Raw genomic sequence first — 18,611 nt, 5'->3', positions numbered from 1 at the left:
GCCCGGCCATGACTGAGAGCGCGACCATCGCCGCGGCCGTGCCGCCCCTGCCGAATGCAGGCCGGCCCCGCCGCGTGCCGACCATGCTGCAGATGGAAGCGGTCGAGTGCGGCGCTGCTGCGCTCGGCATGGTGCTGGCCTATCACGGCCTCTGGCTGCCGCTGGAGCGATTGCGCGAGGCCTGCCAGGTGACGCGCGACGGTGCCACCGCGGCCTCGCTGCTGCGCGCCGCACGCAGCTTCGGCATGGAGGCCAAGGGCTGGCGCGTCGAGCCGGTGGCGCTGGCACAGCATCGTTTTCCGGCGATCGCCTTCTGGCAGATGAATCATTTCGTCGTGATCGAGGGCGTCTCGCGCGGACGCGTCCAGATCAACGATCCCGCCCATGGCCGGCGCAGCATCGATGCAGCCGAGTTCGACGGTGCCTTCACCGGCATCCTCTTGACCTTCGCGCCCACGCCCGCCTTCGAGCCGGCCGGCGAGCGGCCGCGCCTGCTGCGCGCGCTGCTGCCCAAGGGCGGCGAGACCCGCGCCGCGCTCGGCTTCCTCGGCATCATCGCGCTCTGCAACGTGCTGCCGCCGATCTTCGTGCCGGCCGCCGGCAAGATCTTCGCCGACAACATCATGGTCCAGCACGCGACGAGCTGGCTACGCCCGCTGCTGGTCGCGCTGATCGGCTCGGCCCTGCTCTCGATGCTGCTGTCCTGGCTGCACGGTCTGGTGCTGGCCCGGCTGCAGCGGCGGCTCGGCACGCAATCGGCCATAGGCCTGATGGCGCATATGCTGCGGCTGCCGATCGGCTTCTTCGTGCAGCGCCATGTCGGCGACATCGCCTCGCGCATGGAGGCGGCGCGCCGCCTGTCGCACAGCGCCGTGGTCTCGATCTCCTCGGCGCTCTTCAGCATCATGGGCGCGCTGATCAGCGCCGCCATCATGATGGTCTACGACGTGCCGATGGCGCTCGCCTGCTTCGCCTTCGCGACGGCGGACATCGCGGCGATCGCCTTCATCACCCGCATCCGGGTCGAGGGCGTCAGGCGCGTGGTGGTCCAGCGCTCGCGCCTGGCCAGCGTCGCGCTCGGCGGCATCCAGTCGATCGAGACGATCAAGGCGTCGGGCGCCGAGGACGCCTTCTTCGCCCGGCTGATGGGCGCGCAGGCGCAATTGCTCAACATGATGCAGGCGCTGGAGCGTTCGACGCTCTTCCTCACCCTGGCGCCCTCGGTGATCAAGAGCCTGTCCTATGCCGCCCTGCTCGGCTGGGGCGCGCTGAAGGTGATGGATGGCGAGATGACGGTCGGCACGCTGATCGCCTTCCTCGCCGTGCTCCAGGCCTTCCACACCCCGGTCCAATCGCTCGTCGGCGCCGTCGCTGGCCTGCAGGAGCTGCGCGGCGACCTCGAGCGCGTGCAGGACACGATGCGCCATGCGCCGGCCTCCCGCCTGCAAGGCGACGCAGCGGTCTCCGAAAACTGGCCGGCGCGGCAGGCCCGGCTCTCGGGCCGGATCGATATCCGCGGACTCGGTTTCGCCTATCCCGGCCAGGCCGGGCTGATCGAGGCGCTAGACCTTTCCATCGCGCCTGGCCAATGGGTCGCGGTGGTCGGCGGCTCCGGCAGCGGCAAGTCGACCCTGGCGCGGCTGGTCGCAGGGCTGCTGCAACCGGCCGCAGGCAGCATCACCTTCGACGGCACGGCAGCCGGCGACGTGCCACGCCGCGTGCTCGCGGGCTCGCTCAGCTATGTCGAGCAGGACGTCGTGCTGTTCGAGGGCACGATCCGCGACAACATCGCGCTCTGGGACGGCTCGCTCGACGATGCCCGGATCATCGCGGCGGCGCGCGACGCCGGCGTCCACGAGGAGATCGTGCGCCGGCGCGGCCAATATGGCGCCGATGTCGCCGAGGGCGGGCTCAATTTCTCCGGCGGCCAGCGCCAGCGCCTGGAGCTCGCCCGCGCCCTCGCCACCGACCCGGCCATATTGGTCCTCGACGAGGCGACCTCGGCGCTCGACCCCGTCACCGAGGCGGAGGTCTTCGCCAATCTGCGCCGGCGCGGCGTCAGTGCGTTGGTGATATCGCATCGGCTGAGCACGGTACGCGATTGCGACGAGATCATCGTGCTCGACCACGGCCGGATCGTCGAACGCGGCACGCATCGGGCGCTGATCGCGGCCGCGGGCCGCTATGCGGAGCTCGTCCGTGCAGAGTGAAGTGCTCGAAAGCGCCGCGGCAGCAAGCGAGCAGGCTGCAACCCGTATCGCCTGCGAGGAGGGCTTCGCCTACCGGCTCGCCGGCGCGGGCGCCGACCTCTTCGTCGCACAGCAGGGCCAGGCCGGGAGCCTGCGCCATGTCGCGACGCTCGGCGCCGGCGCTGCCGCCTTCGGCCTGGCGGCCCGGAGCGTGCACCTCGTCCTGATCCCTCAGGCCGGCACAGAGATCGAGACGATCGCCCTCCCCGATCTGGCTGGAAAGGCTGACGTCTTTGCGCGCTCCGCCGAGTCCTGGATCGCCGTGATGGCCGAACACGCACGGCATCTGGCGGAGCTTCCGGCACATGCCGGTGCTGCCGACGGCTTGGCCCCGCACCGGCTGGAGCCTGGGCTTCACAGCCTTGCGGCAGGAGACACCGCCTTCCCCGGCGGCTCGCAGGCCCTGCTCTGGTACCGGACACGAACCGGCGCCTGCGCCAATATCTGGGGACGAAGTGGCGATCCACGGGATCTCCCGGTCGCCGTGCTGCGCGGCGCGCCGCTCCAGGCCGAGCGGGCAAGCGAGATCCAGGTGTTCGACAGCGCCGCGCTGGCCCGTGAAGGCTCCCTCCTCGCCGCGCTCACTGGCTTCAACGATGCACTCGGCCGGCTGCTGCAGGCCTGGTTCGACGGCAGGATGGCCGCCCTCGGCCAGCATGTCGCGACGGTCGCCGACACGGATGCAGCGGCGCTATCGGCAGCGATGGCGAGGGTCGCGGGGCGAACCGCACCGCGTACGGCTCGGGAAGGCCCCGGAGCCGAACCGCCGCTCGCGGCGGCGGTTCGTGCGGTCGCCCGCGCGATGGGCGTCAGGCTGCCGGCCGATTTCGACCGCCTGCGCTCGATCGGCGAGAACGGCGACGCACTCGCGCTCTACACCGCCAAGGCCGGTCTGAGGTCGCGCGAACTCAAGCTGCAAGAGGGCTGGTGGCGCCAGGCCGGCGAGGCGATGATCGGGCAATTGCGCGACGGCACGCCGGTCGCACTCCTGCCGGCACGCAGCGGCTGGCGGATGGTGCGCCCCGGCAGCGGCGAACGCATCAGGGTCGACAACGGCGTCGCGGCCTCGCTGACCCCGCATGCCCATGTGCTCTATCGCGGCTTCTCCGGCAGCGAACAGCGACCCGGCCGGGCACTCGCCGCCTTCGTCTTCGCGATCGTGCGCGGGGAAATGGCGCTGATCGCGCTGGCAAGCCTCGCCGCCGGCCTGCTCGCCATGGCGACGCCGTTCCTGTCCGGCATGCTGGTGCAATCGGTCATCCCCGACGGGGTGCGCAGCGAGATTCTGCAGCTCATCCTGGTGATGGTCGCGGTCGCGTTCGGGGTGATGGGTTTCGAGCTGGTGCGCGGCCTCGCCGTGCTGCGCGTCGAATCCGTGCTCGGCTCGGCCGTCGAAGGGGCTCTGTGGAGCCGGCTGCTGCGGCTCTCGCCCGGCTTCTTCCGCCGCTACGGCGCCGGCGACCTCGCCTTGCGCGCCGATGCGGTGAACCAGATCCGCCGGACCGTCGGCGTCGCCAGCATCACGGCCCTGCTCGGCGTGCTGTTCTCCTCGGTCAATCTCGTCGTGCTGCTGAGCTACGGGCTGAAGCCAGCTCTGCTCGCGCTCGCGGTCTGCGCCGTCCAGCTCGTGATCCTCGTCGGCATGACCCTGTTCGAGCTGCAATTGCAGCGGCGCGCCCTCGCCAATGGCGGGGCGATGCAGACGCTGACCGTGCAGATCTTCCAGGGCATCTCGAAGCTGCGCGTCGCCGCCGCCGAGAACCGCTTCCTGGCGCGCTGGATGCATCTTTTCGCCGTGGACCAGGCGGTGAACTTCCGGGCGAATGTGGTCGGCAGCGCGGTAGGCGCCTTCGGCGCAGGCTGGAACATCCTCGTCATGGCGGCGCTGATCGGCCTCGTCGGCCTGGGCGGCGTCAAAATGACGCTCGGCGACTACGTCACCTATTCCGGCGTCTCCGGCCAGTTCGTCTCGGCCATCCTCTCGCTCGCGGGACTGATCCCGGCGCTGGCGACGGTGCTGCCCCTGTGGGAGCGCGCCCGGCCGATCCTGGCCGAGCCGACCGAGGACGGCGCCGGCAGCATCCACCCCGGAACCCTGCATGGCGAGATCGAGGCGTCGCGCGTCAGCTTCAGCTACCCCGGCGGGCAGAGCGCGCTCTCGGACGTCTCGCTGCGCATCCCGGCCGGCGCCTTCGTCGCCCTGGTCGGCCCCTCCGGCTCCGGCAAATCCTCGCTGCTGCGGCTGCTCCTCGGCTTCGAGCAACCCGATAGCGGCGCGGTGCTGCTCGACGGCCATGATCTGCGCGATCTCGACCGCGGCGCCGTCCGGCGCCAGCTCGGCGTCGTGCTGCAGCACAGCCGCATCGAGGCCGGCAGCCTCTATCACAACATCGCCGGGACGGCGCCGCTGAGCCTGGAGACCGCCTTCGAGGCGGCGAGCCTGGCCGGGCTCGGTCCCGACATCGCGGCGATGCCGATGGGACTGCACACCTATGTCGACGACGCCGGCGCCACCCTGTCCGGCGGTCAGCGCCAGCGGCTTCTGCTCGCCCGCGCCATAGCGAGGCGGCCGCGGATCATGCTGCTCGACGAGGCGACGAGCGCGCTCGACAATGCGACCCAGGCCCATGTCATGGCAACGCTGGCGCAGATGAACGTAACCCGAGTGGTGATCGCCCATCGCTTGAGCACTGTGCGCGATGCCGACCTGATCTATGTGCTGTCGGAAGGCCGCATCGTCGAGCAGGGCGACTACGAGACGCTGGCCGCCTCCGGTGGCGTCTTCGCCGAGCTGATCCGCCGCCAGATCGCTTGATGGACGGCGCTCACGGAGCGGCTGGCCGGCCGGGTCCGCCAACGCAGTAGCGGCGACGCCGCTCCTTCTCGAAACATAATCGCCCGGCTCCCTGGGGAGCCGGGCGATCAAAGAACAAACTCGACCGTATCAGCGGATGGCGACGGTGACCTCCTTGGTGCCGTCGAACTTGATGAAGTGGCGCTTGCCGTCGATCACCTCGCTGCGCACGTTGCCGCCGCCGCTGCTGGCCGTCGCATGGAAGTTGGCGGGATTGCCGGTGAAGGAGGAGTGGCTCTCCTTCCAGACCCACCACTCACCGCGGCTGGGGGGAACCCACTGGCCGGCGCCGCCGGCCGCGGCCTCGAGCTCTTCGTCGGTCAGGGCGATGTTGTTCAGGTCCTGCTTGGTCATCGGCTTCTTCCTCTCTCCATCCATCCGACCGTCGCGGCCGGCTCGTTCCGTGAGAGGACCTTATGCCGGCCCGCCTTACACCAACCTTACTGTTCGTCAGACCCCGCAACGCGGCTGCATTCCAGCCCGTGCCAGCGCCGGCGCCCCCCAAACCCGACGCCAGCGCGGCTGAACCTCCCGATCAGAAGCTCGACGGCGTGTTGATCCAGATCACCACGGTTTCCTGCCCGCAGGCGTTGCGCCAGGCATGAGGCCTGCGGCTTTCGAAATAGAAGCTGTCCCCGGCTTCGAGGACGAAGAATTTGTCCCCGTCGAGAACGATCTCCAGGCTGCCCGTGAGGACGTGCAGGAACTCCTCGCCCTCATGCTCATAGGTGCCTTCGCTCGAAGCGCCCGGGGCGAGCTGGAAGCGATGACATTCCATCAGCGTCTGGCCGCGCGCCAGTGCCTGCACGGTCACGCCGGGCGAGGTCGGCGGCCATGTCGCCCAGGCACCGGAGCGCACCAGGGATTCGCGCTGGTCGTAATCCTCCTGCCCGCTGATCGCCGCGACAGTCGTGCCGAAATGACGGGCGAGCTCGTGCAGGGCCTTGAAGGACAGGCCGAGCGAGGTCCGCTCGAAGGTCGAGAGCACCGAGACCGGAATCGCCGTCGCCTGGGCAACATCTTCCAGCGTCTCATGCGCCGCCTGGCGCAGCCGCCGCATCTTCAGCCCGACCGGAACCTCCGGCGCTGACGCCTCCGCAGCCGCCACCCCCGCCGGCGGCTCGGGGGCATCCTCCCGGCGCAGGCGATCGGCGATCGCCGGCGGGTTGAGGCCCTTCTCGCGCCGCAACCAGGCGATCTCCTGCAGCCGGTCGAGCTGCTCGCGGCTGTAGAGCCGCTGTCCCGAGGCGGTCCGGATCGGCTCGATCAGCCCTTGCGCTTCCCAGAGCCGCAAGGTCGAGGCCGAGACACCCGCCATGCGGGCCGCCTCGGTAATGCGAAATCGAACAGGCTCCACATCCGGTCCCAGGCTGCGCCGATCGTCACGGCGATCACGCGAAAACCTAGAGCATCGGGCCGAAAAGTGGAATCCACTTTTCGGAAAAATCCGATGCTAAAACAAGGAGCTAGATCGTCACTTCGCGTCCGATAGGACGCGCGAGGATCTAGGCAGGAAAGCGTCTCGCGGCCATCTTGTTTTCTTGCAGAAAAACTGCAAGAAAATATCCGAAGAGTTGCCGGCACAGGCACGGCCATCCGAGGGGAGCAAGCAATGTCCAATTCCGCCATCGAAGCCCGCCGGGCTGCGGCCGTCTCGCGCGGCGTCGGCGTCGCCACGCAGATCTATGCCGACAGGGCGCAGAACGCCGAGCTCTGGGACGCCGAAGGCAAGCGCTATATCGACTTCGCCGCCGGCATCGCCGTGGTGAACACCGGCCACCGCCATCCAAGGGTGATCGCGGCGGTGCAGGCCCAGCTCGAGCGCTTCACCCACACCTGCCACCAGGTCGTGCCCTATGAGAATTATGTCGCCCTGGCCGAGCGGCTGAACGAGGCGGTCCCAGGCGACTTCGCCAAGAAGACCATCTTCGTCACCACCGGTGCCGAGGCGACCGAGAACGCGGTGAAGATCGCCCGCGCCGCCACCGGCCGCTCGGCCGTCATCGCCTTCGCCGGCGGCTTCCACGGCCGGACCTTCATGGGCATGTCGATGACCGGCAAGGTGGCGCCCTACAAGGTCGGTTTCGGCCCGATGATGCCGGAGGTCTACCACATCCCCTTCCCGGTCGAGCTGCACGGCGTCACCGCCGAGGCTTCGCTGGCCGCGCTCGACCGGCTGTTCAAGGCCGATGTCGATCCGTCGCGCGTCGCGGCGTTCATCATCGAGCCGATCCAGGGCGAAGGCGGATTCTACGAGGCGCCGCGCGCCTTCATGGCGGCCCTGCGGGCGCTGGCCGACCAGCATGGCATCCTGCTGATCGCCGACGAGGTGCAGACCGGCTTCGCCCGGACCGGCCGGATGTTCGCGATGGAGCGCACCGGCGTGGTCGCCGACATCACCACCATGGCAAAGGGCCTCGGCGGGGGCTTCCCGATCGCAGCCGTGACCGGACGCGCCGAAATCATGGACGCCCCCGGTGTCGGCGGCCTCGGCGGAACCTATGGCGGCAACCCGATCGGCATCGCTGCGGCCCATGCCGTGCTCGACGTCATCGCCGAAGAAGGGCTCTGCGCCCGGGCCGAGCAGCTCGGCGCCCGCCTCAAGCAGCGCCTGCAGTCGCTGACCGCCGACATACCGCAGATCGCCGACATCCGCGGCCCCGGCTTCATGAACGCGGTCGAGTTCACCTTGCCCGGCACGAAGACCCCCGCCCCCGACTTCACCAATCGGGTCCGCGCCCGCGCGCTCGAAAAGGGCCTGATCCTGCTGAACTGCGGCGTCTACGGCAATGTCATCCGCTTCCTGTCGCCGCTGACGATCAGCGACGAGACCTTCTCCGAGGCGCTCGACATCCTCGAGGACAGCCTGCGCGAATGCGCTGCGGAGGCCTGAGACGATGGCGATCGCGGCCAGCCTCCTCGCGCGGCTCAAGGATACCTCGCTCGCCGTCGAATGCGGCTTCGTCGCCGGCCGGCCGGTCGACGCGGCGGCAACCGGACGGACTTTCAACGTTACCAACCCCTCGACAGGCGAGGTCCTGGCGACGCTGCCGGACCTGAACCGGGCCGAGGCGTCGGCCGCCATCGACGCGGCGCAGGAGGCACAGAAGGACTGGGCCGCTCGCACCGGCAAGGACCGGGCGGCGATCCTGCGCCGGCTGTTCGACCTGATCGTCGCCAATGCCGACGATCTCGCGGCGATCCTCACCGCGGAGATGGGCAAGCCGCTGGCCGAAGCCAAAGGCGAGGTCCTCTACGGCGCATCCTATGTCGAGTGGTTCGGCGAGGAGGCCAAGCGGGTCTATGGCGACACGATCCCCGGGCACCAGCCCGACAAGCGGATCATCGTCGTCAAGCAGCCCGTCGGCGTGGTGGCGGCGATCACGCCCTGGAACTTTCCGAACGCGATGCTGGCACGAAAGCTGGCGCCGGCCCTCGCGGCCGGCTGCGCCATGGTGGCCAAGCCGGCATCGGAAACCCCGCTCTCGGCCCTCGCCCTCGCCGTGCTCGCCGAGCGCGCCGGACTGCCCGCCGGGCTCTTCAGCGTGCTGCCCTCGACCGATGCGGTCGCTGTCGGCCGCGAGTTCTGCGAGAATCCGAAGATCCGCAAGCTGACCTTCACCGGCTCGACCAATGTCGGCAAGATCCTGATGCGGCAGGGCGCCGACCAGGTGCTCAAGCTCGGGCTCGAGCTCGGCGGCAATGCCCCCTTCATCGTCTTCGACGATGCCGATCTCGACGCTGCCGTCGAAGGCGCGATCGTCTCGAAATACCGCAATAACGGCCAGACCTGCGTCTGTGCCAACCGCCTCTATGTCCAGGCCGGAGTTTACGACGCCTTCGCCGAGAAACTCGCCGCGCGCGTCAGACTGATCAAGGTCGGCGACGGTTTCGAGGCGGGCGCGCTCGCCGGCCCGCTCATCTCGGACAAGGCGCTGGCCAAGGTGGAGGAGCACATCGCCGACGCGACCGCGCAAGGCGCGCAGGTGCTGACCGGCGGCAGGCGCGACCAGCACGGCGGCCTCTATTTCGAGCCGACCGTGCTGACCGGCGCCACCGCCGCGATGAAGGTCGCGCGCGAGGAGACCTTCGGTCCGGTCGCCCCCCTGTTCCGCTTCGAGACCGTCGCGGAGGTGGTGGCGATGGCCAACAACACCGAGTTCGGCCTCGCCTCCTATCTCTATTCGCGCGACGTTTCGAAGATCTTCCGCGTCGCCGAGGCACTGGAATACGGCATGGTCGGCATCAACACCGGGCTGATCTCGACCGAAGTCGCGCCTTTCGGCGGCATCAAGCAATCGGGTCTCGGCCGCGAGGGCTCGAAATACGGCATCGAGGACTATCTCGAGATCAAATACCTCTGCCTCAGTGTCTAGCTAGCACGCCCGGAGCGTCCGGGCGCGCCTGCCTGGGCACGACGCCGAGAAAGATGATCAGGACATGCTTCTCGATCTCGTGCTTGAGCGCGTCGAGCGTCATGGTCTCGTCCGAGATGAAGCGGCCGAAATGATAGGTGCCGATCGCGGTGATCAGTTCGGCCAGCGCCCTGATGTCGACATCGGCATCGAGCTGGTCGCGCTCCTTGAAGGTACGCAGCATGCGCCGATAGTGCCGTTCGATCAGCCAGCCGAAGATGATCCCGGCGCGGTGGAGACGGCTGCCGGGCTGGAGATAGGGCGCGGACAGAATGACCCGCCAGCATTCCCGGCCGAGCGTGCGCATCGCCTGGTCGGCGAGCAGACGCTCGAAGCCCTGCACGGCCTCCATGGGATCGCCCGGCGGCTTCTGCACGAAGGCGCTACGCTCGGCCCAGGAGCTGTAGGCATGCCGCGCGGCCAGCGCGGTCAGGATGTTCGCCTTGTTGGTGAAGTAGTTATAGACCGTCGCCGGCGCGACCTCGGCAGCCTCGGCGATCTCCTCGATCCGCGTGCTGTCATAGCCGCTCTGCGCGAACAGGCGAGAGGCCGCGCCCAGAATGAGCCCGATGCGGTGCTGCCGGTTGCGCTCTCTCAGTCCGATCACTTTGCTGGCCAAAACGCCCTCCTGTTCCCGCACGAGCCTAGCTCAAAAAAATTTAGAGTGGGCTCTTTTTTTATAGTTGACTCTGATTTTAAGGCAGCTAAGCTCCACAATCGTTCGACCAGACAGCCAAGGTCGAAATAAATATAACAGAGGGGCTGCCTTGACAATGACGGCAACGATTCCAGGTCATGACCTGTCGATATCTGGTGTCTCGAAGACATTCGGAACATTCAAAGCTGTCAAAGACGTCTCGCTAGACATCAAGGGCGGTGAATTTCTTACGATGCTAGGTCCTTCCGGTTCCGGGAAGACCACCTTGTTGATGATGATTGCGGGATTTGTGCAGCCCGACCAAGGTAGCATCCACCTCGACAAGCAACCGATCACGCATCTGCCGCCGGAGTCGCGCAATTTCGGCATGGTCTTTCAGGGCTATGCGCTGTTCCCGCATCTGTCGGTCTTCGACAACGTCGCCTTTCCGCTGAAAGTGCGCCGGCGCCCGCGCGCCGAGATCGAGGAAAAGGTCAAGGCGGCACTCGAGTTAGTCAAGCTGACGACCCAGAGCGAGCGCCTGCCGCGCCAGCTCTCGGGCGGGCAGCAGCAGCGCGTCGCCCTCGCTCGTGCGCTCGTCTTCACCCCTCACCTTCTCCTGCTCGACGAGCCTTTGAGCGCGCTCGACAAGAAGCTGCGCGCCGAACTCCAGGAGGAGCTGAAGCGCCTGCACCGCAAGGTCGGCCTGAGCTTCATCTATGTCACCCATGACCAGGACGAGGCGCTGTCCATGTCTGACCGCATCGTCGTGATGAGCGACGGGCGACTGGTCGAGCAGGGCACACCGAGCGAGCTCTATGATCGGCCCCGCACGGCCTTCGTCGCCGACTTCCTCGGCAAGAGCAATTTCGTGCGCGGCAAGGTCGAGTCCCATGTCGGGGACGGTTTCGTATTCTCCGGGGACGGCGTGCGCTTCGTGCAGAAGGCCCGCGACGCCAAGCCGGGCATCGGCTCGAAGGTCACGGTCGCGCTGCGGCCGGAAAAGCTCTCCATCGTCGCCCCCGGTACCGAAAGCGACAACCGGCTGAGCGGCGTCGTCAGGGAGTGGAACTATTTCGGTTCGGAGTTCCGCGTCCTCGTCGACACCGCGGGCTGCGGCCCGATCAGCGTCTCCTTGCCGGCCTGGACTGCCGGCAATGCTCCGGAAGTCGGGCAATCTCTCGAACTGGGCTGGAGTGCGCGGGCGGGGATGGAGGTCCAGGAGGCTTAGCGGCCGGACCTAACGACCGGAAAGCCTCATCTTCATCATCAACGAAAACAGGGGATCATGATGGAAAAGCAGAGCTTCGCGGAAGATTGCAGGGCCCTTGCGGCCGAACTCGGCAGCGGCCAGACGCGCCGCGACCTGATCCGCAGCGCGCTCGCGCTCGGCGTCGCGCCGGCAGCGCTGGCACTTGGCGGCGGCGCCGCACGGGCCCAGAGCGGCAAGGAAGTCGTGCTGGTCAATTTCGGCGGCGTCGCGATGAAGGCCTTCGACGAGGCCTTCGTGAAGCCCTTCGCCGCCCAGGGCGGCAAGATCGTGCTCGACGGCAGCGGCGCGCTGAACGGCAAGATCCTCACCATGGTCCAGTCGCGCCATGTCACCTGGGACATTTGCGACGCCGGCATCACGACCCTCGCCGAGCTCGGCCCGCACGGCGCGCTGGAGAAGATCGACTACTCGATCGTCGACAAGAAGAAGCTGGACCCCACCTTTGCCTATGACGAAGGCGTGGTGAACTACATGTTCAGCTCGGTCCTGGCCTGGGACAAGAGCAAGGTCTCGGGCGAGCCGACGCTTGCGGACTTCTTCGACACTAAGAAATATCCGGGCCGGCGCATGATGCGCAAGGACTCGCAGGCGATGCTCGAGCTCGCCCTGATGGCCGACGGCGTGCCGAAGGACAAGCTCTACCCGCTCGACGTCAAGCGCGCCTTCGCCAAGATCGCGACGATCAAGAAGGATCTGCTGTTCTGGAACAGCGGCTCGGAAAGCCAGAGCCTGATGCGCGACGGCGAATGCGTGATGGGCCTGCTCTGGCACACCCGCGCCAACGTGCTCGCCGACGAGACGCAGGGCCGCGTCACCTACACCTTCAAGGACGGCCTGCTCCAGCCCGGCCTCTGGGTCGTGCCCAAGGGCAACCCCGCCGGCAAGGAAGCGATGCGCGCCATCGCCTCGATGCAGCAGCCTGAAGGACAGGTGAAGCTCCTGGCGGCGATGGGCAACGGCCCCTCGAACCCTGCGGCCGATGCGCTCGTGCCGGCGGAACTCAAGAAGAAGAACCCCTCCGACGCTGCCAACGCCGCGATCCAGGCCAAGATCAACGCCGAATGGTACAAGGCCAACCATTCGAAGACGTTCCAGAGCTTCCTGGACCTGATCTCCTCGTAACGGCTGCGCGTCACCCGACGCGCGACAGGTCATGCCCTCCGCAAGGTGGGCATGACCGCGCCCGAGGGCGCTTTCCCACCCGATCGGACATGTGATGACTGCTCCTGCCGACTCAGCGCGCAGCCGGGCCGGTCTCGGCCTCTTCGCGTCGCCCCAGACGCGCTACTGGCTGCTGATCGCGCCGGCTCTCCTCCTGATGGGGGTCTTCTACATCTACCCGATCGGCCGCGTGCTCTGGATGAGCGTCACGGTGCCGGCTCCGGGCCTCGACAATTACGAGTTGCTCGCCAGCAGCGCCTCGATCCAGCGCATGCTCTGGACCACGGCCCGCATCAGCGTGCTGACGACGATTTTCACGCTTCTGCTGGCCTATGTCGTCGCCTATGCGCTCGTGCACTCCTCCCCGAGAGTCCAGCGCTGGATGTTCCTCGGCGTGCTCGTGCCGCTGTGGATTTCCGTGCTGGTGCGCGCCTTCGCCTGGTTCGTGCTGCTGCGCCGCGAAGGGCTGATCAATTCCGCGCTGATGGCGACGGGGGTCACCGACTCGCCGCTGAGCCTGATCTGGAACGAGACCGGCGTCATGATCGGCATGGTGCACTACATGCTTCCGCTCGGCATCCTGCCGATCTTCTCGAACATGCGCGACATCGACCAGCGCTGCATCGCCGCCGCGCGCGGCCTCGGCGCCTCACGGTTCGAAGCCTTCTGGCGGGTGTTCCTGCCGCTTTCCCTGCCCGGCGTCGTCGGCGCCAGCATCCTGGTCTTCATCTTCTCGCTCGGCTTCTTCGTCACCCCGGCCCTGCTAGGCGGCGGCAAGACGCTGATGATCGCCGAATACATCAAGGTCCAGATCCTCGAGGTCGTGCGCTGGGGCGTCGCCAGCATGCTCGCCGCCGTGCTGCTGATCGTCATCGGCGTGCTGCTCGCAGCGCTGAGCCGGCTGGTCAATCTGCGTAAACTCTTCGGAGCGGGCTAAGCTCATGACCGGCAACGGCTTCGGCAACATCTCGATCATGACGCGTTCGTTCGCGTGGCTGATCATCTGCTTCCTCGTCCTCCCGATCACCGTGGTCTTCGCGGTTTCGGTGACCGACCGGCACTATCTCTCGCTGCCGGAATCGGAGGTCTCCTTCCAGTATTACCGGAACCTGTTCAGCAGCGGCCCCTGGCTCGTCAGCATCCTGCAGAGCTTCATCATCGCCTGCGTGTCGACGGCAGTGGCCGTCGTCGCCGGCACGCTCTGCGCCATCGGCTGCTGGCGCCTCGGCAACCGGGCCAGCGATTTCGTCCGCATGCTGATGCTGGTGCCGATCATGGTGCCGACCATCGTCTACGCGCTCGGCATCTACCAGTTCTGGATCGATCTGCGCCTGCTCGACACCTATACCGGCCTGATCATCGCCCATGCCGTCACCGGCGTCCCCTATGTGGTGATCACGGTCTCGACCGCGCTCGCCGGTTTCGACCCGCGCCTCGAGCAGGCCTCGCTCAGCCTCGGCGCCAGCATGGGCCAGACGCTGCGCCTGGTGATCATCCCGAACATCATGCCCGGCGTCGTCTCCGGTCTGATCTTCGCCTTCATCCATAGCTGGGACGAGCTCGTCCTCGCCCTCTTCATCGCCGGTCGCGCCGTCTTCACCCTGCCGCGCCGCATGTGGGACGGCATCAACGAGGCGCTCGATCCGACCATGGCCGCCGTCGCGGCGGTCCTCATCGCCGTCACCGTCAGCCTTCTGTGTGCGGACGCCTATGTGCGCTCGCGGCGCGCGAACTGAACCATCCGAAAAGGCAGAACCATGTCCGACATCAGCGATTTTGGCGCCGACAAGCAGAGCGCGCTCGCCTGGCTGAAAGAGAACGCGGAGCGTCTCTCCGCCGACCATATGACGATCTGGGACCTGCATGAGCCGTCCTGGCGCGAGTACCGCTCCGCCGCCTGGTATGTCGAGCGCCTGCGCGCCGAGGGCTTCACTGTCGAGGAAGGTTCCGGCGGCATGCCGACGGCGTTCTGCGCCGAATGGTCGAATGGCGAGGGCCCGACCATCGGCGGCTATGCCGAATACGACGCCGTGCCCGGCACCTCGCAGGAGGCCGTGCCCTTCCGCAAGCCGCGCGAGGGCGTCAGCCGCCACGCCGCCGGCCATACCGATCCGCATTCGGCGCTCGGGATCGGCGCGTTCGCCGGCTTCCTCGCCGCCAAGCACGCCATGCAGAAGCACGGCATCAAGGGTCGCATCAAGTTCTTCGGCGAGCCGGCCGAGAAGATGTGCGGCTCCAAGCCGGTGCACGCGGCAAAGGGCTATTACGACGATCTCGACGCGGCGATCAGCTTCCACCCGCATTCGTTCCCGGCACTGGCGAACAGCTGCTTCTGGGACACCCACAGCGCCCCCTACTGGAGCCGCGTCTACACCTTCGAATGCCCGAACCCGGAGACCTGGCAGCAGACCGGCGCCTTTGCCGGCGTGGCCCACAGCCACTCGACCGCGCGCGCACCCGGCGCGATCGACGCGGTCTGCCTGATGTACACCTCGTCCAAGTACATGAAGGAGTCGATGCTGCCGCATCACGGCAGCTGGACGCTCAACGAGCACATCATCCAGGCGGGCTATGCCGCAGCCGACAATCTCGCCCCCGGCCTCGCCCAGATCCAGTATTCGCTGCGCGCCCCGACGCTCGACATGTGCGAGCGCGTCTTCGCGGTGCTCGACCGCAATGCCGAGCATTGCGCCGCGATGAGCCACTGCACGGTCACACCGGCCTGGATCACCCGTACCCGCGCCGGCCTGCCGAACCATGCGATGGCGCAGGCGGCCTGGCGCAATTTTTCCGCGATCGGCGCGCCGCAATGGGGCGAGGAAGCGCGCAACTTCGGCCGCGAGATCCAGCGCAATCTCGGCCTGGAGCCGATGGACGACCCGTTCATGCCGGAGATCCAGCGCCTGACGGCGCCCTGGGAGGGCGAGGAGGCGTTCCGCGCGCAATTGCCGTCCTGGCAGAAGAACCTCGCTGCCGACGACTATGTCGACTACACATGGCATGCGCCGACGGTGCGGCTCTATGTCGGCCGCCCGACCCTCAAGGCCCCGCCCGGCTACCGCTATCCGGAATGGACCCGCTATGCCATGGGCGGCATGCCGGCCTGCATCGACCCGATGTGGAGCACCGCGGCCAAGGTCATCGCCACCACCATCATCGACCTCCTGACCGACGGCACCAGCCTCGCCGCGGCGCAGGCGGAGTTCAAGGAGCGCACCGGCGGCGGCATCGGCGGCGAGAAGTGGGTCGCGCCGCTGCTGCCGGCCGATTTCGAGGCGCCCGTCAATTATCGCTGGCCGGAATACGTCACCACCGCCCGTGGCGACGAATGGACCATTCCGACCGCTGCCGGCTGAGCCCCAGCTGCGAGAGATCAGTTCAGCGCCGGATTCAGGAGAAGACCATGTCGATCATTTCGGAACACGAATACCGCTACAACATGCTCATCAAGACCTTCGCCTCGCGGGCCGAACCGGCCTTCGAGGCCGAGTCCGAGCAGGTCGAGGTCTGGGGGCAGCGCTGGGGCTGCAACAACGATGTCGGCCAGATCCGCAAGGTGCTGATGCACCGGCCCGGCCCGGAGCTGAACATCGTCGATCCCGCCAAGCGTATCCCCGACATCGGCGCCTTCGGCGATCCCGAGCAGGGCTGGTACTGGCGCGGCGACACGATCCCCGATCTTCCGGCCCAGCAGGCCCAGCATGACAACCTCGTCGCCGCGCTGCGCGAGGAAGGGGCCGAGGTCGTCTTCCTCGACGAATGCGCGCCGGGCAAGATGAAGTCCGTCTACACCCGCGACAGCGTCATCGCCATCGATGGCGGCGCCATCGTCACCCGTCTCGGCCCGCCGATCCGCCGCGGCGAGGAGCTGCCGGTCACGCGCACCCTCGCCAAGCTCGGCATGCCGATCCTGCGGACCATCGGCGGCACCGGCCTGATGGAAGGCGGCAGCTTCGCCTTCATCACGCCGAAGGTCGCGGTCATCGGCCTGTCGAGCCGCGTCAACGAGGAAGGCGCGCGCCAGCTCGAGGAAGTGCTGCGTGTCCACGGGGTCGAATTGCTGCGGGTCGAGCTCACCGGCTATCGCCTGCATATCGACGGCATGTTCGTGATGATCGACGCCGAGACGGCGTTCGTGAATCCGACGCTGCTGCCCTTCTGGTTCCTCGAGCGGCTGAAGCAGCTCGGCATCCGCCAGATCGAGGTCTGCCCGGATGACGGCAACTGGGTCATCAACTGCCTCGCCGTGCGCCCGGGCCGGGTGATCATGGCCGGCGGCCTCTCCGAGCGCACGCAGGCGAAGTTCGACAAGGCGGGCATCTCCGTGCGCGTCGTCGAATACGACAAGGTCGCGCTCGGCGGCGGCGGTATCCACTGCTCGACCTCGCCGCTGATTCGCGATCCGCTCTGATCACTCGGGGCCGGGCTCTCGCCCGGCCCCTCCATTCCTCCGGCAGGACAAGGCGGGACTACAGGATATGAACGGCGCGGAAAGCCTGGTCAGGACGCTGATCGCCAGCGGGATCGATACGTGTTTCGCCAATCCGGGCACGTCTGAAATGCATTTCGTCGCGGCGCTCGACCGTGTCCCCGGCATGCGCTGCGTGCTCGGGCTGTTCGAGGGCGTCGTCTCCGGCGCTGCCGACGGCTATGCCCGCATGGCCGACAAGCCGGCCGCGACCCTGCTGCATCTCGGCCCCGGCCTCGGCAATGCGCTCGCCAATCTCCACAACGCCCGCAAGGCCAATACGCCGATCGTCAACATCGTCGGCGACCATGCCACGCACCACGCTATCTACGACGCGCCCCTGAGCTCCGATGTCGAGGGCGTTGCCCGGCCGATGTCGGACTGGGTCCGGACCTCGAAGGATGCCCGCGCGGTCGCCCGCGACGGCGCCGAGGCGGTTGCAGCGGCGCTCTCCGGCGCCGGCGGGGTCGCAACCCTGATCCTGCCCGCTGATACCGCCTGGAACGAGTCCGACGGCCCGGCGCCGCGCCTCGCCTTGCCGACGCGCCCGAAAGTCTCGGACGAGGCGCTGAAGGAGGCCGCTGCCGCCCTGCACTCCGGCGAGCCGACGCTGCTGCTGGTCGGCGGCCGCGCCCTGCGCGCCCGGCCGCTGGAGCTGGCGAGCCGGATCGCACAGACGCATGGCGCGCGCCTGATGGCGCCGACCTCCAATGCCCGTATCGCGCGCGGCGCCGGGCGCGTCGCGCTCGAACGCGTCTTCTACCCGGTCACCGACGCGCTCGCGCAGCTCGGCGAGGTGCGCCGCGTCGTCCTGGTCGGCACCCAGGAGCCGGTCGCCTTCTTCGCCTATCCCGGCAAGCCGAGCCTCGTCCTGCCGCCGGAGTGCTCCGTCCATCGGCTCGCAGCGCCGCAGGACGATCTCGAGGATGCACTCGAGCGGCTCGCCGACCTGATCGGCGCCGGCGCGCCGCCGGTCCTGCAGGCGTCGGCCCGCCCGGCTCTGCCGACCGGCGCGCTGAGCGCCGAGGCCGCCGCCGCCGTCGTCGGCGCCCTGCTGCCGGAGGATGCGATCCTCGTCGACGAGAGCATCAATGCGGCGGGCTTCTGCTACCGGCACACGGCCGGCGCTCCCGCGCATGATTGGCTGCAGCTCACCGGCGGCTCGATCGGCATCGGCCTGCCGCTGGCGACCGGCGCCGCCGTCGCCTGCCCGGAGCGGCGCACGGTCGCGCTGCAAGCCGATGGCAGCGGCATGTACACCTTGCAGGCCCTTTGGACGCAAGCGCGCGAGAATCTCAACGTCACCAACATCATCTTCGCCAACCGGGCCTATCAGAGCCTCGAGACCGAGCTGTTCAATGTCGGCGCGCTGAACCCGGGCCGGACGGCGCTCGACATGCTCGACCTGCGCCGCCCCGATCTCGACTGGGTCAAGCTCGCCGGCGGCATGGGCGTGGAAGCGGCCCGCGCCGACAGCGTGGAGCGCCTGATCGAGCTGGTCGGGACGAGCTTTAGCCAGCCCGGCCCGTTCCTGATCGAAGTCCCCTGCTGAGA

The 18,611-nt window shown here is 67.9% G+C and carries 14 protein-coding genes; 11 read left to right on the top strand and 3 right to left on the bottom strand.

Annotation, left to right across the window (positions count from 1 at the left end):
- The first annotated feature begins 8 nt into the window (after window positions 1-8).
- Window positions 9-2,210, top strand: a complete 2,202-nt coding sequence (locus AC3RCC_RS14330; protein WP_492255686.1) for an NHLP family bacteriocin export ABC transporter peptidase/permease/ATPase subunit — start codon at window positions 9-11, stop codon at window positions 2,208-2,210.
- Window positions 2,200-5,064 carry an NHLP bacteriocin export ABC transporter permease/ATPase subunit gene (locus AC3RCC_RS14325; protein ID WP_492255685.1) on the top strand — a complete coding sequence of 955 codons (2,865 nt, stop codon included), beginning with the start codon at window positions 2,200-2,202 and terminating at the stop codon, window positions 5,062-5,064. Before AC3RCC_RS14330 ends, AC3RCC_RS14325 begins: the two co-directional genes overlap by 11 nt.
- Before the next feature lie 129 nt (window positions 5,065-5,193).
- On the opposite strand, the gene AC3RCC_RS14320 is transcribed toward AC3RCC_RS14325, so the two are convergent.
- Window positions 5,194-5,457 (bottom strand): hypothetical protein, encoded by a 264-nt coding sequence (locus AC3RCC_RS14320; protein WP_492255684.1) that lies wholly within the window; start codon window positions 5,455-5,457, stop codon window positions 5,194-5,196.
- Window positions 5,458-5,638: 181 nt separating this feature from the next.
- Entirely contained in the window at window positions 5,639-6,421 is a 783-nt protein-coding gene (locus tag AC3RCC_RS14315) for a cupin domain-containing protein (protein WP_492255683.1), read from the bottom strand.
- Between the two features lie 294 nt (window positions 6,422-6,715).
- On the opposite strand from AC3RCC_RS14315, the gene AC3RCC_RS14310 reads away from it, so the two are divergent.
- Window positions 6,716-7,996, top strand: coding sequence for a 4-aminobutyrate--2-oxoglutarate transaminase (locus AC3RCC_RS14310; protein ID WP_492255682.1), 1,281 nt, complete (start codon window positions 6,716-6,718; stop codon window positions 7,994-7,996).
- Between the two features lie 4 nt (window positions 7,997-8,000).
- Complete coding sequence (locus AC3RCC_RS14305) at window positions 8,001-9,479, top strand: NAD-dependent succinate-semialdehyde dehydrogenase (protein ID WP_492255681.1); 1,479 nt, start codon at window positions 8,001-8,003, stop codon at window positions 9,477-9,479.
- Here the strand turns inward: AC3RCC_RS14305 and AC3RCC_RS14300 are convergent.
- Window positions 9,469-10,137: a TetR/AcrR family transcriptional regulator gene (locus tag AC3RCC_RS14300; RefSeq protein ID WP_492255680.1), complete on the bottom strand. Its 669-nt coding sequence runs from the start codon at window positions 10,135-10,137 to the stop codon at window positions 9,469-9,471. The two genes, AC3RCC_RS14305 and AC3RCC_RS14300, sit on opposite strands and share 11 nt — an antisense overlap.
- Window positions 10,138-10,291: 154 nt before the next feature.
- Here AC3RCC_RS14300 and AC3RCC_RS14295 point away from each other — a divergent pair, with 154 nt between their 5' ends.
- The 7 genes from AC3RCC_RS14295 to AC3RCC_RS14265 all read left to right on the top strand — a co-directional run bounded on the left by AC3RCC_RS14295 (window position 10,292) and on the right by AC3RCC_RS14265 (window position 18,609).
- Window positions 10,292-11,386 (top strand): ABC transporter ATP-binding protein, encoded by a 1,095-nt coding sequence (locus AC3RCC_RS14295; RefSeq protein WP_452116499.1) that lies wholly within the window; start codon window positions 10,292-10,294, stop codon window positions 11,384-11,386.
- A gap of 60 nt (window positions 11,387-11,446) precedes the next feature.
- Entirely contained in the window at window positions 11,447-12,550 is a 1,104-nt protein-coding gene (locus tag AC3RCC_RS14290) for an ABC transporter substrate-binding protein (RefSeq protein ID WP_492255679.1), read from the top strand.
- Window positions 12,551-12,644: 94 nt separating this feature from the next.
- The gene (locus tag AC3RCC_RS14285) at window positions 12,645-13,526 is read left to right on the top strand and encodes an ABC transporter permease (RefSeq protein WP_291645597.1); all 882 of its coding nucleotides are present in this window, start codon (window positions 12,645-12,647) and stop codon (window positions 13,524-13,526) included.
- 4 nt (window positions 13,527-13,530) lie between these two features.
- The gene (locus AC3RCC_RS14280; protein WP_291642437.1) at window positions 13,531-14,325 is read left to right on the top strand and encodes an ABC transporter permease; all 795 of its coding nucleotides are present in this window, start codon (window positions 13,531-13,533) and stop codon (window positions 14,323-14,325) included.
- A gap of 21 nt (window positions 14,326-14,346) precedes the next feature.
- Window positions 14,347-15,945, top strand: coding sequence for a M20/M25/M40 family metallo-hydrolase (locus AC3RCC_RS14275; protein WP_492255678.1), 1,599 nt, complete (start codon window positions 14,347-14,349; stop codon window positions 15,943-15,945).
- Between the two features lie 47 nt (window positions 15,946-15,992).
- Window positions 15,993-17,000 (top strand): dimethylarginine dimethylaminohydrolase family protein, encoded by a 1,008-nt coding sequence (locus AC3RCC_RS14270; protein WP_291642433.1) that lies wholly within the window; start codon window positions 15,993-15,995, stop codon window positions 16,998-17,000.
- A gap of 67 nt (window positions 17,001-17,067) precedes the next feature.
- Window positions 17,068-18,609 (top strand): acetolactate synthase large subunit, encoded by a 1,542-nt coding sequence (locus AC3RCC_RS14265; protein WP_492255677.1) that lies wholly within the window; start codon window positions 17,068-17,070, stop codon window positions 18,607-18,609.
- Window positions 18,610-18,611: the final 2 nt, after the last annotated feature.

It is taken from the genome of Allobosea sp. GW823-FHT01F03 (assembly GCF_058798075.1).
This window is presented reverse-complemented; position numbering and strand designations above follow the sequence as displayed.

Coding starts and splice junctions, on each gene's coding strand:
- AC3RCC_RS14330 (WP_492255686.1), top strand. CDS start 9: ATGACTGAGAGCGCGACCATCGCCGCGGCCGTGCCGCCCCTGCCGAAT.
- AC3RCC_RS14320 (WP_492255684.1), bottom strand. CDS start 5,457: ATGACCAAGCAGGACCTGAACAACATCGCCCTGACCGACGAAGAGCTC.
- AC3RCC_RS14315 (WP_492255683.1), bottom strand. CDS start 6,421: ATGGCGGGTGTCTCGGCCTCGACCTTGCGGCTCTGGGAAGCGCAAGGG.
- AC3RCC_RS14310 (WP_492255682.1), top strand. CDS start 6,716: ATGTCCAATTCCGCCATCGAAGCCCGCCGGGCTGCGGCCGTCTCGCGC.
- AC3RCC_RS14305 (WP_492255681.1), top strand. CDS start 8,001: ATGGCGATCGCGGCCAGCCTCCTCGCGCGGCTCAAGGATACCTCGCTC.
- AC3RCC_RS14295 (WP_452116499.1), top strand. CDS start 10,292: ATGACGGCAACGATTCCAGGTCATGACCTGTCGATATCTGGTGTCTCG.
- AC3RCC_RS14290 (WP_492255679.1), top strand. CDS start 11,447: ATGGAAAAGCAGAGCTTCGCGGAAGATTGCAGGGCCCTTGCGGCCGAA.
- AC3RCC_RS14285 (WP_291645597.1), top strand. CDS start 12,645: ATGACTGCTCCTGCCGACTCAGCGCGCAGCCGGGCCGGTCTCGGCCTC.
- AC3RCC_RS14280 (WP_291642437.1), top strand. CDS start 13,531: ATGACCGGCAACGGCTTCGGCAACATCTCGATCATGACGCGTTCGTTC.
- AC3RCC_RS14275 (WP_492255678.1), top strand. CDS start 14,347: ATGTCCGACATCAGCGATTTTGGCGCCGACAAGCAGAGCGCGCTCGCC.
- AC3RCC_RS14270 (WP_291642433.1), top strand. CDS start 15,993: ATGTCGATCATTTCGGAACACGAATACCGCTACAACATGCTCATCAAG.
- AC3RCC_RS14265 (WP_492255677.1), top strand. CDS start 17,068: ATGAACGGCGCGGAAAGCCTGGTCAGGACGCTGATCGCCAGCGGGATC.